The organism is Rubrobacter aplysinae (assembly GCF_001029505.1).
Classification (GTDB): Bacteria; Actinomycetota; Rubrobacteria; order Rubrobacterales; family Rubrobacteraceae; genus Rubrobacter_A; species Rubrobacter_A aplysinae.
On sequence record NZ_LEKH01000020.1, the window covers coordinates 15,667 to 28,174 of the forward strand.

The window sequence follows — 12,508 nt, forward strand, 5'->3', positions numbered from 1 at the left end:
GGTAGGATCTAGAGGCTCTTTTTGAGGTATATCCAGTCCCTGATGCCCAGGGCGTAGCCCGTTAGCCAGGAGCTCTGGCGCGATATCTCCTCGTAGCCCTCGGTCTCGTAGAGCGTCAGGGCCTCGTGGTTGATGCCGCTGACGTGCAGCCCTATAGAGGACTTGTCCGCCCCGCGTCCCAGGGCCTCGGCCTCGTAGAGCAGGCTCCTGGCCAGGCCCCGGCGCTTGTAGTCGTTTGTTACCACCAGGCGCTCGACGTAGGCCTCCGTCTTTATGGGGTTGTAGCGGGGGTGAGAGAGCAACGTCGCCGAGCGCAGCGCCGGGAAGAGCCCGAGCTGCTCGCGGAGCGTCCCCCAGAGCTTGCGGGATAGCGCCTCGTCGTCGGAGTGCCCCGTGCGCACGCCGATGCTGGCGAGGGGGGCAGAGAGGCCGCCGTCCGTCTCGTGCTCCACGATCAGGGACGTCACCCCGCCGATGGAGTGTTCCAGGGCCACCCAACGCTCCATGACGTCCGCGGCCCGGTCCAGCCTGCCGCGGAAGACGGGCCGGAACTTATCCACGAAGCCCTCGACCACGAGGCCGGCGATCACCCGGTTGTCCTCCGGGGTGGCCTTGCGCAGTTTGAAGCCCTCGTCCAAGAGTCCCGTGTCCACCTGCCTCCGTACGCCGCCGCACCCGTGACGGGCTAGCTGATCAAGCGCCGCCGCATGAAGTATATGGGGATGAACGCGAGCACGGCGGTGAAGACTATTATCCAGCCCAGGTCAACCAGTATCGTTACCGACGGGCCGGTGGCCAGCTCGCGGCAGGCGTTTACCGCGTGATACAGCGGGGTGAACCAGGCGATCTGGGATATGGGCGGGGGGAAGCCGTCTATGGGGAAGAAGATCCCCGAGAACAAGAATAGCGGCGTTATGACGAGGGTGAAGTAGTAGCCGTACAGGTCTATCGTCGGGATCAGGCTCGTAAAAAGCGTCCCCATGACGCTGAACATGATTCCGACCAGTAGCAGCACGAACGGTATGAGCAGCGCCCACGGCGAGGCTATGAGCCCGAGCGCGGTGAGCACGGCCAGAAACACCGCCCCCTGCATTACGGCTCTCGTGCCCGCCCACAGGTACTCCCCGGCGATGGCGTCCTCGACGTTTACCGGTGTCGAGACTATCGCCTCGTAGACCCGGTCCACCTTGAGCTTGACGAAGGTGTTGAAGGTGCTCTCGAAGGAGGCGGCGAACATCGCGTTTGCCGCGAGCAGGCCGGGCGCGATGTACTGCGTGTAGCTCTGACCGCCGATGCCGCCCTCCTGAATGAAGGCCCCGAGCCCGAGCCCGAGCGCCGCCAGGTACAAGAGCGGCTCGACGAAGTTCGGGATCAGGATGGTGATCCACCGCTTGCGAAAGATTGTGGCACTCCGTCGCCACACGCGGTACGCGCCGCGGGGCGAGGGGATGAGCGCGGGTAGTGTATTTACCTTGCCCATCAGTCCACGAGTCCCCGGCCCGTGAGGTTGAGGAAGACGTCCTCGAGGCTCGACCTGCGCTTCAGGGTATCCCCGACCCCGGCCCCGGAGGCCCGGACGCGCTCTATGAGCCTGTCCGGCTCCGAGGTGTAGGCGTAGATTGCGTCTGCGGTGCGCTCCACGGAGTCCGCCTCCGCCTCGATTACGGGGGCGAGGCTATCGAGGCTGTCAGGACCGCCCCTCTCCGCCCGGAACTCAACGACCTCGGGGCTAACGTTCTCCTTTATAAGCGTCTGTGGCGAGCCGGAGGAGATGATCCGGCCGCCCTCCATGATGACGAGCCGGTCGCAGAGCTGGGCGGCCTCGTCCATGTAGTGGGTCGTGAGGATCAGGGTCTTTCCCCGGCGCTTTAGCTCGCGCAGCTTCTCCCACACCAGGTGCCGGGCCTGGGGGTCGAGGCCGGTGGTCGGCTCGTCCAGCACCACGAGGTCCGGGTCGTTCATCAGGGAGCGGGCGATCAGGAGCCGCCGCTTCATGCCGCCGGAGAGCTGCTCGACGCGGTCGCCGGACTTCTCGGAGAGCTGCACGAACTCTAGCATCTCGTCGGCGCGGTTGGAGATCTCCTTGCGGCCCAGGCCGAAGTACCGGCCGTAGACCACGAGGTTCTCCCGCACGGTAAGGTCCTCGTCCGGGTTGTTCTCCTGGGGCACGACCCCGATGCGTTGCTTGACCCGCCGGGCCTCGCGGCCCACGTCCAGCCCGACGACGTCCAGCTCGCCGCCGGAAGGGACTGCTGCGTTGTAGATCATCTTCATCGTCGAGGTCTTGCCCGCGCCGTTGGGACCCAGAAAGCCGAAGCACTCGCCCTCGTACACCTCGAAATCCACGCCTCTTACCGCCTCGAAGCCCTCGTAGCTCTTCTTCAGGCCCCGGGCCTCCAGCGTGACGCCCCGGCCCCGCGAGCCGTCGCGCCCCCTCTCCGTTCCTGTTCCCGTACTCTGCAAACGCGACGCTCCACACTCTTCGTTGATAACGTTAATAAGCCAAGGTCTTTGGTGTCTGCGGCGCTCGTGGCGCTCGTGGCCTTTGTGGCCCCTCCGGCCTGCCGCGGACGAATATCAGACAGATATACTAACGCACACACGCGCCAGACCGTCTGTCAGCGCCTTTACGACGCTCACGAGGCTCATACGCGATAGGGCATTGAGTTAGAGCATCGAATTCTTGCGGTGTTTCGGGGTACCGGGGTGCAGAGTCCGAAACTAATGCTAGACTCCAAACCTATGAGCGATAGATCCCGAAACCATAGACGTTACAGGCACCGTAGGAGACGTCCTGCGCTGCTCGGGGCCACGGCCTTTGCCTCTGTCATCATACTGGCGCTCGGCGGTCTGACGCTCGTGGGCCTCGACAACGTGGGCTCCAAGGGTATGCAGCTATCCCGGGTCTCCCAGCCGGAGGTAGCCCAGGCCCCGGAGGTGACGAAAGAGAGAGGCGGCGGGGAGCAGGCCCCCTCAAATAGCGTCGAGAAGTCTTCCGAGGCAGCCCCGGACAAGGCTCCAGAGCAAGCCTCGTCCGGGGCTGCCTCGGATGAGAAGTCCTCCGGGGAAAAAGGCTCGAACGGCTCTTCGGAGAACGAGGAGGCAAAAAAGCAGGAGTCCGATAAAAAGGCCGAGGACAAGAAGGATAAGCAGGAAAAGCAAGAGAAGCAGGAGCCCGAGCCTCCGCCGGACCCCCGGATCAAGACCATGTGGATGTCCATACCTAAGCTGGGCATGTACAGCGACACGGTCTACAACAGCAGTTCTCACGAGCAGATGGGCGTCGGGGCGATCAAGCTGCCCCCGACCGGCTTCCCGTGGCAGAACGGGGCGAACACTTACATCTCGGCGCACAGGATCGGCTATCCGGGGACGCAGAGCTACAATCAGTTCTACGCGCTGCCCGCGATGCAGCAGGGAGACATGATCTACGTCGGTGACGCCAATGGCACCCAGTACAAGTATCGGGTGACCAAGAAGTTCGCCGTCAAGCCGTGGGAGAACTGGGTCACCGAGCCCAAGGCCGGTAAGGACCTGATAACGCTCCAGACCTGTGTAGACTCGCTGGATCCGAACACCTGGTGGGATATAAGCCCGAAGCTCATGCGTTCCGGGCCGGACTCGGCGCGCATGATCGTGCGGGCCGAGAAGGTGGATACCTACTACCCGCAGCAGTACCAGTAGTAACAGCCGCTCACTAGTTGAACGAGCAGAATGCTTACAGAGAAGGGGGGGCGCTCCACAGAGCGTCCCCCCTTCTCTTAGCTAGTCCTCCGGTTCGAGGACGTCGTAGAGGATGGGCTCTATCGCGCCGTCGCTGAAGCCGGAGCGGTACTGTATGTAGCGGGTTCTTTGCAGGAAGGCGAGTGAGGTGCGCACCCGGCTTTCGAGGCTCGGGATCTCCTCCTCTATCTCCTCTCTCTTGGAGGAGTCTATGATCACATCCTCCTCATCTGCCTCCTGCCAGAGATCCCAGAGCTTGCGCCAGAGCCTCTCCTCGTCCTGTGGTAGGGTCTCTCGTTCCACTACTCAACCTGCTTTCTAAGCTCGAATACTACGTGCGGCATCTCGGGGGCTAGGAGCTTTTCGGTCGCCAGCCGGGCCGCGTTTGCGGAGCCCGGCAGGGCGGCCACGAACCGGCGGCCGATGGTGCCGGCCACGGCCCGGCTCATCATGGCGGCGGCCCCGATCTCCTCGTAGGAGAGGGTGCGGAAGATCTCGCCAAACCCGTCGAGCCGCTTCTCCAGCATCGCCTCTACGACCTCGTAGGTCGAGTCCCGCAGCGAGATGCCGGTGCCGCCGGTGGTTATCACGGCGTCCACGTCCTCGCGGGCGAGAAAGTCCGTGAGACGGCCCCGGATCTCCTGTGGCTCGTCTTTTATGAGGTCGCGGGCCGAGATCTCGTGCCCCGCCCCTTCCAGAATCTCCTGTATCGCGTCGCCGCCGGTGTCCGTCTCCGGGGTGCGGGAGTCGCTTATGGTCAGAACGGCCACCCGGACGTAGTCGGGGGCCTCGTGGTGATGTTGTCTTACGGCCTCGCTCACGAGGGGCCTCCCGTACCATCCATACCACCCATCTGGCTCATCTGGCCGTTCAGGAACGGATTGCTCACCCGCTCTTCGCCGACCGTGGTCGCCGGTCCGTGGCCGGGATAGAGCCGGGTCTCGTCCGGGAGGGTCAGGATCTCCTCCCGGATGCTCTTCATCAGGACCTCCATGCTCCCGCCCGGGAGATCCACGCGCCCCACGCTTCCGGCGAACACGGCGTCGCCCGATAGCACGAGTCCTTCAGCCTCCACGTAGAAGGCCAGATGACCGGGGGCGTGCCCCGGAGTGTACAGCGGGCGCAGCCGTAGACCGCCGACCTCCAGCGTCTCGCCGGTCTCGATGTAGCGGTCTATCTCCGGCACCTTGCCGAACTTCACGCCCATCATCGCGGCCTGCTGCGGTACGGCCTGGAGCATCTCCTCCGCCTCGGCGTGCAGGAGGACGGGGCAGGAGTACTCCTCGGCAAGCTCCGCAACGGCCCCGACGTGGTCTATGTGCGAGTGGGTGAGGATGATCGAGCCTATCTCCACCCCGCTCTGCTCGACCGCGAGCGCGATGCGGGCCGCCTCGTCGCCCGGGTCTATCAGCGCGCCCTCGCCGGACTCGTCCCCGACGATGTAGCAGTTCTCCTGGAACGGGCCGACAGTTATGCCTTCTAGGATCACGCGTTACCGCCTCTCGTGTTGGCTCGTATTCGAGCTTTCGGACCGGGCCCGCAGCAGCTCGACCAGGAGCCGCGCCGGGGTGCCGGTCGCCCCTTTCGCGACGTACGGGTTCTTCAGCGGGACGTCCCAGGCGGTGCCGGCGACATCGAGGTGTGCCCAGGGGAAGTCCGCGAACTCCTTGAGGAACGCGCCGGCGGTCAGGGTGCCCGCGTTACGGCCCCCGGTGTTCTTTATGTCGGCGGTGTCGGACTCGATCTGGTCCGTGTAGTCCTCGAACAGCGGCAGCGGCCAGGCGCGCTCGCCGGCTGACTCTCCGGCGGCCTGGACCTCGGAGACGAGGTCGTCGTCGTTGCCCATCAGCCCGGAGGCCGCCTTGCCGAGCCCGACGAGCACGGCCCCGGTGAGGGTGGCGCAGTCTATGACGCAGGCCGGGTCGTAGCGTTTTGCGTAGAGCAGGGCGTCGGCCAGGATGAGGCGTCCCTCGGCGTCCGTGGAGATGACCTCGACCGTCTTGCCGTTGGAGAACTGCAGCACGTCGCCGGGCTTGTAGGCGTCGCCGGCGGGCAGGTTCTCGGTGGCGGGCACGAGGGCCACGACGTTCACCGGGAGGCCCAGCGCCCCGACGGCCTCCATTGCCCCGAGCACGGCCGCGCCGCCGCCCATGTCGAACTTCATCTCCTCCATGCCCGCCGAGGGCTTTATGGAGATGCCGCCGGAGTCGAAGGTCACGCCCTTGCCCACGAGCACCACCGGGGCCTCATCGCCGCCGCCCCGGTGCTCCAGCACGATAAAGCGCGGCTCCTGTGAGGAGGAGCGGCCCACCGTGGAGAGGCCGGTCATGCTTTCGGAGTCTATGCCGGCACGGTCGAGCACCGTGAGACCCATGTCGTGGCGGGTCGAGATCTCCTCCGCCTGCCCGGCGAGAAACTCCGGGGTCGCGGTGCTGCCGGGCTCGTTCGCGAGGTCCCGGGCGAGGCGGGCTCCGCGGGCGATCTTCTCCCCGGCCTCGGCCCCGCGCCGGGTGGCGCTGGCGGTAGCCTCGTCGTCGGCCGCGAGTAGCTCCACGCCGGGGTCGCTCTGCTCCTCGTCATCCGTCTCGTCCGTCTTGTTCTTGATACCGCTCTTGTACTTGCGGAACCTGTACAGGCCGAGAGCCGCACCCTCGGCGGCGGCCTGGGCGGCCTGCTCCCCCGTCGCGGCATGCGGGGTGCGGGGGGATAGGACCATCTCTCCGGCCTTCAGGGAGCGCGCCTTCTTCGCCGCCGTGGCCGCCGCGCGCCGCAGCTTGTCCAGGGTGAACCCGTCCCGCTCCCCGAGCCCGAGGAGCATCAGCCGGGAGGCCGCAACCCCGTTTCCGTTACCTCCTTCTCCGGTGTAGAGCAGCGCCATCTCTCCCTCCTTGCCGGAGAAGTCGCCGCTCTGTAGCGCGGGGGCGGCGGCTCCGGCGAGGGACTCCGGCGCCGCCTCGCCTTTGTAGAGGCAGACCACGAGAAGCTCCGTATTTACACCCGCCGCGCCGTCCGGGCCGATGGTCCTGGTTCCGATGGGGCCCAAAACCCCTCCTCTCTCGTGTAGGAACGATGTAAGAACGCGTGTCGCGGGACATATGGTAAAGGATGCCGCCCGGCTCTACGGGGCCGGGGGCACGTTCCGCCGCTGTTCTACAATACTCTCGTCGTGAGGCTCTCGGTTGTTATACCCGCGCTGGAGGAGGAGGCTGTGATCGGCGGCCTCCTCGACTACGTCTCGGGGCTGGATGGCGTCCACGAGGTGGTGGTCGCCGACGGCGGCTCCTCTGACGCTACGGCCGGGATCTCTCGCGCGAGAGGCGCGGCGCTCGCGCTCTCGGAGCCGGGGCGCGGCATTCAGCTGCGGGCCGGGGCAGAGAGGGCCACGGGCGACGTGCTGCTGTTCCTGCACGCCGACACGCTGCCGCCGCCGGACGTGGCGGATCAGATACGGGGCGCGCTGGAGGCGGGCTATGTCGGCGGGAACTTCCGGCTCAAGTACCCCGGCGGCGGGGCGCTCGGCCGCTGGCTGGAGGCTCTCGTGCTCGTCTACCGCAGGGTCGGCCGCTACTACGGGGACTCGGGCATCTTCGTCCGCCGCGACGTGTACGAGAGCATCGGCGGCTTCCCGGCGGTGCCGGTCATGGAGGATGTGATCTTCGTCCACCGCCTCGAACGGGCCGGTAAGACCGCCTTCCTGCCGGGCCCAATGACCAGTTCCCCCCGCCGCTGGACCGGACGCCCCCTGCGCACGCTCTTTCTGTGGGCCGCCATGCAGCTCGCGTACGAAGCCGGGGCGAGCCCCTGGCGGCTGGCCCGCTTCTACCGCTTGGCCACTGGCGGCACCAGAGAAGAGTAGCGTGGTGGGGCCGGTTCGCGGGCAACGAGGCGGGCTGTTACCGTGGGATATATGAGCGCCACACAGGGACTCCGGCATCATCTGGACTTCGCCACCACCCTCGCCTACGAGGCTGGGCGGATGACCCTCGGGTACTTCAGGAACGGGGTACGGACGGAGACCAAGGAAGACGAGAGTCCCGTCACCGTCGCGGACCGGGAGGCGGAGCGCATGATCCGGGCCCGGATCAGCGAGCGTTACCCTTCGCACGCCATTCTCGGCGAGGAGTACGGCCCGGAGGCGGGGGCGGGAAGCTATCGCTGGATCGTGGACCCCATAGACGGCACCCTGGCCTTCGTGCGCGGCGTCCCGCTGTACGCCGTTCTGATCGCACTGGAGATAGAGGGCGTCTGCGAGGTCGGCGCCGCCTACTTCCCCGCCCTGGACGAGATGGTCCACGCCGCAACCGGGGAGGGCTGCTACTGCAACGGCCGCAGGGCCCGCGTCTCCCAGGTGCAGAGCCTCTCCGAAGGTATCGTGGCCTTCACCGACGCCAAGGGTTTCGAGGCCTACGGGCGCGAGCCGGAGTGGGACCGGCTGAGGCGCGCCGCCCGGTACGCCAGAGGCTGGTCGGACGCCTACGGCCACGCGCTCGTCGCCACCGGGCGGGCCGAGGTCATGCTAGACCCCGCCATGAACCCCTGGGACTGCGCCCCGTTCGCCCCGATCCTGCGCGAGGCCGGCGGCTACCTCGGGGACTGGTCCGGCCGAGAGACCATCTACGGCGGCGAGGCCCTCAGCACCAGCCGCGTGCTTCTACCGGAGGTGCTCGATCTGGTCCGGCGCGAGTAGGGCGACGGCTAGAACTACTCTAGCTACTTACTCCAACTATCGACTACCATTGTGCAATGCACTGCGTAATAATGTCGGGTGGCTCTCGGGGCGACGTACAGCCTTATGTTTCGCTAGGTCTCGGACTAATTTCGGCGGGACATAAGGTTACGCTAGTGGCTCCTGGCGAGTTTGCGGATCTTATCCGAGGATATGGTCTCGGTTACCATCAGATGCCGATGGACGCTAGGAGCTTAGTCGAGCAGCAACTGGAGACCGGAACGGCGAGCCCCTTGCAATTCATGCTCCGTTTGCGGCGCGCCGTCGGCTCCGCATTCAGAGAGATAGCGGCCTGCTACGCGGAGGCGGCGATCGGGGCGGACGTGGTGATCTACTCACCGTTCGGGATTTTCGGTAGGGAGGCGGCAAAGGCGCTCGGGGTTCCGGTCGTCGGGGCGTTACCTGCACCGTTTTTGTGTGGAACCCAGTCTTATCAGCATTCCTTCTTTCCGATTCCGGCCGGTACATTAGGCTTTGGCAATGAGGCCTGGGACTCGTCTCCGGGGCTGTTGAGGCGCGCGTACAATTATCTGTCTTACCCTCTAATGAATCAGACCGGCTTTCAGATTATGAGGCCCGCGGTAAATCATGGGCTCAAGACGGCCTCCGAGGTGGTGCCTGGGACAGAACCCTACTCTTTGAGAGGCCCGTTCTCGCACATAACTCACGGTCCCGAACCGGTGCTCCACGCCTATAGCCAGGCCGTGCTGCCGCAACCTCCGGAATGGAGTGCGAAGAATCTCCACGTGACCGGATACTGGCAGTTGGAAGAGCCGGAAGATTGGGAGCCTCCGAGGGAGTTACTCGAGTTCCTGGAGGCTGGTGAACCACCCGTATACGTAGGCTTCGGTAGCATGGATGGCGGAGGTGGGGAGGAGCTGACTAGTCTCATCGTCGAGGCGTTATCTTTAGCCGGACGCCGGGGGATACTGCTCTCCGGGTGGGGCGGCATTGGGACGGATGCTCGGGGTGGGCGTCTATCCGGACTTCCAGACAACGTGTGCGTGGTAGACGAGGTGCCGCATAGCTGGCTTTTACCCCGAGTGGTGGCGGCCGTACATCATGGCGGTGCCGGTACGACTGCGGCTTCGCTCCGGGCCGGTATACCAACGGTGATAGTACCGTTTTTCGCGGACCAGAAGTTCTGGGGGGCGCGTGTAGCGGATCTTGGCGTAGGACCCACGCCAATCCCCCGTAAGCGGCTTTCCGCCGACAACCTCGCGGTCGCGATAGATCAAGCCGTCTCCGACTGGCGAATGAGAGATAAATCCCAGAGGTTGGGACGCACTCTGAAGGCCGAAGACGGGGTTGGAACCGCGGTCGAGTACATAGAACGACACGCTTTCGGCGTGTGATCCCGACAGGTTAGAGGTTATGAAACACGCCGCCAGGCACGAAAAGAGGGGACGCATTTCGCGTCCCCTCGCTGACCGCTGATAGCTAAACGCTACAGAACCGGCAGGTACTTCTCAAGCTCGTAGGGCGTGACCTGTATACGGTACTCCTCGAACTCGTCGCGCTTGAGCTGCATCAGGCGGGAGAAGGCGTGCTCCCCGAGAGCCTTCTGCAGTAGCTCCGAGCCCTCTGCCTCCTTTATGGCCTCTCCGAGGTCGGAGGGGAGGCTCTGGACTCCCATCTTCTCGCGCTCGGTGGCGGAGAGGTCGTAGAGGTTGCGCTCGTTGGGCTCGGGGAGCTCGTAGCCCTTCTCTATACCTTCCAGGCCGGCGTGCAGCAGGGCGGCGAAGGTGAGGTAGATGTTGGCCGAGGGGTCCGGGCAGCGGAGCTCCATGCGGGTCGCCTTCTCCTGGCCCGGGTGGAAGCCTGGCACGCGCACGAGCGAGGAGCGGTTCTGGCGGCTCCACGCGATGTAGACCGGGGCCTCGTAGCCCGGTACGAGCCGCTTGTAGGAGTTTACGTTCTGGGCGAAGATGATCGAGAGCTCCCGGGCGTGGCGTAGCTGACCCGCGATGAACGCCTGGGCCTCCTTGGAGAGGTAACCCTTCTCGTTGGGGTCGAAGAAGGCGTTCTTGCCGCCGGAGAACAGGCTCTGGTGGGTGTGCATGCCGGAGCCGTTCTGGTCCCGCAGGGGCTTTGGCATGAAGGTGGCGTATACGCCGTGACGGGTCGCCACCTCCTTTACTATGGTCTTGTAGGTCTGGACGTTGTCGGCCATGTTCAGGGCCTCGTCGAAGCGGAGGTCGATCTCGTGCTGCGAGATGCCGACCTCGTGGTGGGAGTACTCTACGCGCAGGCCCATCTGCTCCAGCGAGAGCACCGTGTCGCGCCTGAGGGGCGTGGCCGCGTCGAGGGTGGTGAGGTCGAAGTACGTGCCGTAGTCCAGCGGCTCGGTCGAGGTGGAGTCCTTGAAGTAGAAGAACTCGAGCTCCGGGCCGACGTTGAAGGTGTCGTAGCCCATCTCCCGGGCCCGGTCGAGCGCGCGCCGCAGGATATGCCGCGGGTCGCCGACGTAGGGGTCGCCGTCCGGGGTCTGCACGTCGCAGAACATGCGGGCCACGCGGTTCTCCTCCGGGCTCCAGGGGAAGACCTGGAAGGTCGAGGGGTCGGGCATGGCGATCATGTCCGACTCCTCGATGTCGTTGTAGCCCGTTATGGAGGAGCCGTCGAAGCCGGCACCGCCCTCCAGGGCGTCCTCAAGCTCGCTCACGGTGAGCGCGAAGCTCTTTAGCGTGCCCAGGATATCCGTGAACCACAGGCGGATGAACTTTACGTCCTCGTCTTTGGCCTGCTTTAGCACGTCCTCTTTGGTCTTCGTGGCCAAGCCACCCTCCTATCTTCGTCTTTACCTAATGTGCTCCCGCCGGCCGCGAATGACTAGAAAACGGCCCGGCGGGGAATGTCACTACGGCACACCGGCTATAATAGGGAGGCGACGGCCCACTGCATATGGCCCGGTGTCTAATCCAGGGTGCCGGGAGCGATGGCATTTTTGGCCTTGTGTACAAACGGCCCGGGTGCGGAGAGTGTGGAGAGCGCACGGAGCGCCAGGGTGCAGAGAACCCTAGCTTAAGGGGAGATGTGAGCGACATGCCGGAGAATCAGTCCGGGGGGCGCCGTAGGGGTGGTCCCCTAGGCGAAGAAGCAGAGGAAACGAAGCGGTCCGAGACCCGCCGCGAGCAGGGGAGCGGCGAGCCGGAGCAGGACGCGACCCAGCGGATACCGACCGATGACGCCACGCAACGCATCCCGACCGACGACGCGACCCGGCAGATCTCGACCGAGGAGCGGGGCGGCTCCCGGGGGCGGGGTGGATCCTCTGGCTCAGCTCGCTCCGGGGGATCGGACGGCTCCGCGGGCCGGGATCGTTCCAGCGACACCCAGGAGTTCGAGATCCCCCCGAAAAGGTCCTCCCAGAAGCAGGAGGAGGGGAAGAGAAAGGGACGCGCGCCCGGCCCCTCTGGAGAGGGGAGCGGCCGCCGGAGCGCCGCATCCGCCGCCTCTGAAGGCTCTGGCGGATACGGGGGCTACTCCACCGGCTACAGCGACGTCCTGAGAGACAGGGAAGAGTACCTGCGCGACATCTACGGCGGCGTGGACTGGCTGGCGAGCTTCGTGGGGTTCATCTTCACCCTGCTGTTCGCCGGCCTGCTCGGTGTCGGGGCCGCCATTTTCCTGCTCGTGCCGCTCGGGCTCGGGGATAGCCTCGGGGGCGGCCAGCTCACCTCGACCGCGATCACGGGCTTCGCCATAATAGCCGCGGCGGGTTTCTTCTCCTTTCTGTTCGGCGGGTACATCTCCGGGCGCATGGCCCGTTACGACGGCGGACGTAACGGCGCGATGGTCCTGCTGTGGACGGTTCTCGTCGCGGCGCTGCTACTGGTCTTGAGCGGCGTTCTGGGACAGGCGATCTCGGGCACCCTCACGGGGGATGTGGTCGGAGAGGCCCTGAGCTTTGGCGATACGGCGGTGGATCTCATCAGCGGCCTCGGCGTCTCCGGGGCTGTGGTCTCGGGTGGCGTGATCCTCGCCGCCCTCCTGGGCGGGATGCTTGGCGGGCGGCTCGGCAGCCGCTACCACCGGGAGATAGACTACACGCCCTAG

General features: G+C 65.5%; 13 protein-coding genes. 5 read left to right on the forward strand and 8 right to left on the reverse strand.

Annotated elements, in window-relative coordinates:
- Nucleotides 1-8: 8 nt before the first annotated feature.
- The 3 genes from ABD53_RS14090 to ABD53_RS14100 are packed head-to-tail and all read right to left on the reverse strand — an operon-like array spanning nt 9 to nt 2,400.
- Nucleotides 9-653 (reverse strand): GNAT family N-acetyltransferase, encoded by a 645-nt coding sequence (locus ABD53_RS14090; protein ID WP_047866462.1) that lies wholly within the window; start codon nt 651-653, stop codon nt 9-11.
- A 32-nt stretch (nt 654-685) separates the two neighbouring features.
- Nucleotides 686-1,480: an ABC transporter permease gene (locus ABD53_RS14095; protein ID WP_047866463.1), complete on the reverse strand. Its 795-nt coding sequence runs from the start codon at nt 1,478-1,480 to the stop codon at nt 686-688.
- Nucleotides 1,480-2,400, reverse strand: coding sequence for an ABC transporter ATP-binding protein (locus tag ABD53_RS14100; RefSeq protein ID WP_047866495.1), 921 nt, complete (start codon nt 2,398-2,400; stop codon nt 1,480-1,482). Before ABD53_RS14100 ends, ABD53_RS14095 begins: the two co-directional genes overlap by 1 nt.
- A 342-nt stretch (nt 2,401-2,742) precedes the next feature.
- Here ABD53_RS14100 and ABD53_RS16215 point away from each other — a divergent pair, with 342 nt between their 5' ends.
- Entirely contained in the window at nt 2,743-3,684 is a 942-nt protein-coding gene (locus ABD53_RS16215) for a class E sortase (protein ID WP_160309706.1), read from the forward strand.
- An 81-nt stretch (nt 3,685-3,765) separates the two neighbouring features.
- Here ABD53_RS16215 and ABD53_RS14110 read toward each other — a convergent pair whose 3' ends face one another.
- The 4 genes from ABD53_RS14110 to ABD53_RS14125 are packed head-to-tail and all read right to left on the reverse strand — an operon-like array spanning nt 3,766 to nt 6,766.
- Entirely contained in the window at nt 3,766-4,026 is a 261-nt protein-coding gene (locus ABD53_RS14110; RefSeq protein WP_047866464.1) for a hypothetical protein, read from the reverse strand.
- Entirely contained in the window at nt 4,026-4,544 is a 519-nt protein-coding gene (locus ABD53_RS14115; protein WP_047866465.1) for a MogA/MoaB family molybdenum cofactor biosynthesis protein, read from the reverse strand. The genes ABD53_RS14110 and ABD53_RS14115 overlap by 1 nt, the downstream gene beginning before the upstream one ends.
- Entirely contained in the window at nt 4,541-5,212 is a 672-nt protein-coding gene (locus ABD53_RS14120) for an MBL fold metallo-hydrolase (protein WP_047866466.1), read from the reverse strand. Before ABD53_RS14120 ends, ABD53_RS14115 begins: the two co-directional genes overlap by 4 nt.
- A gap of 3 nt (nt 5,213-5,215) precedes the next feature.
- Entirely contained in the window at nt 5,216-6,766 is a 1,551-nt protein-coding gene (locus ABD53_RS14125) for a leucyl aminopeptidase (protein ID WP_053058113.1), read from the reverse strand.
- A gap of 123 nt (nt 6,767-6,889) precedes the next feature.
- Between ABD53_RS14125 and ABD53_RS14130 the strand changes: the two genes are divergently transcribed.
- The 3 genes from ABD53_RS14130 (at nt 6,890) to ABD53_RS14140 (ending at nt 9,804) form a co-directional block, all read left to right on the forward strand.
- Nucleotides 6,890-7,579, forward strand: a complete 690-nt coding sequence (locus ABD53_RS14130) for a TIGR04283 family arsenosugar biosynthesis glycosyltransferase (RefSeq protein ID WP_160309707.1) — start codon at nt 6,890-6,892, stop codon at nt 7,577-7,579.
- A gap of 51 nt (nt 7,580-7,630) precedes the next feature.
- Complete coding sequence (locus ABD53_RS14135; RefSeq protein WP_047866468.1) at nt 7,631-8,410, forward strand: inositol monophosphatase family protein; 780 nt, start codon at nt 7,631-7,633, stop codon at nt 8,408-8,410.
- A 71-nt stretch (nt 8,411-8,481) separates the two neighbouring features.
- Complete coding sequence (locus tag ABD53_RS14140) at nt 8,482-9,804, forward strand: glycosyltransferase (protein ID WP_235401662.1); 1,323 nt, start codon at nt 8,482-8,484, stop codon at nt 9,802-9,804.
- 92 nt (nt 9,805-9,896) lie between these two features.
- On the opposite strand, the gene ABD53_RS14145 is transcribed toward ABD53_RS14140, so the two are convergent.
- Nucleotides 9,897-11,228 carry a glutamine synthetase family protein gene (locus ABD53_RS14145; protein WP_047866470.1) on the reverse strand — a complete coding sequence of 444 codons (1,332 nt, stop codon included), beginning with the start codon at nt 11,226-11,228 and terminating at the stop codon, nt 9,897-9,899.
- 266 nt (nt 11,229-11,494) lie between these two features.
- Here ABD53_RS14145 and ABD53_RS16220 point away from each other — a divergent pair, with 266 nt between their 5' ends.
- Nucleotides 11,495-12,508, forward strand: a complete 1,014-nt coding sequence (locus tag ABD53_RS16220; protein ID WP_053058115.1) for a hypothetical protein — start codon at nt 11,495-11,497, stop codon at nt 12,506-12,508.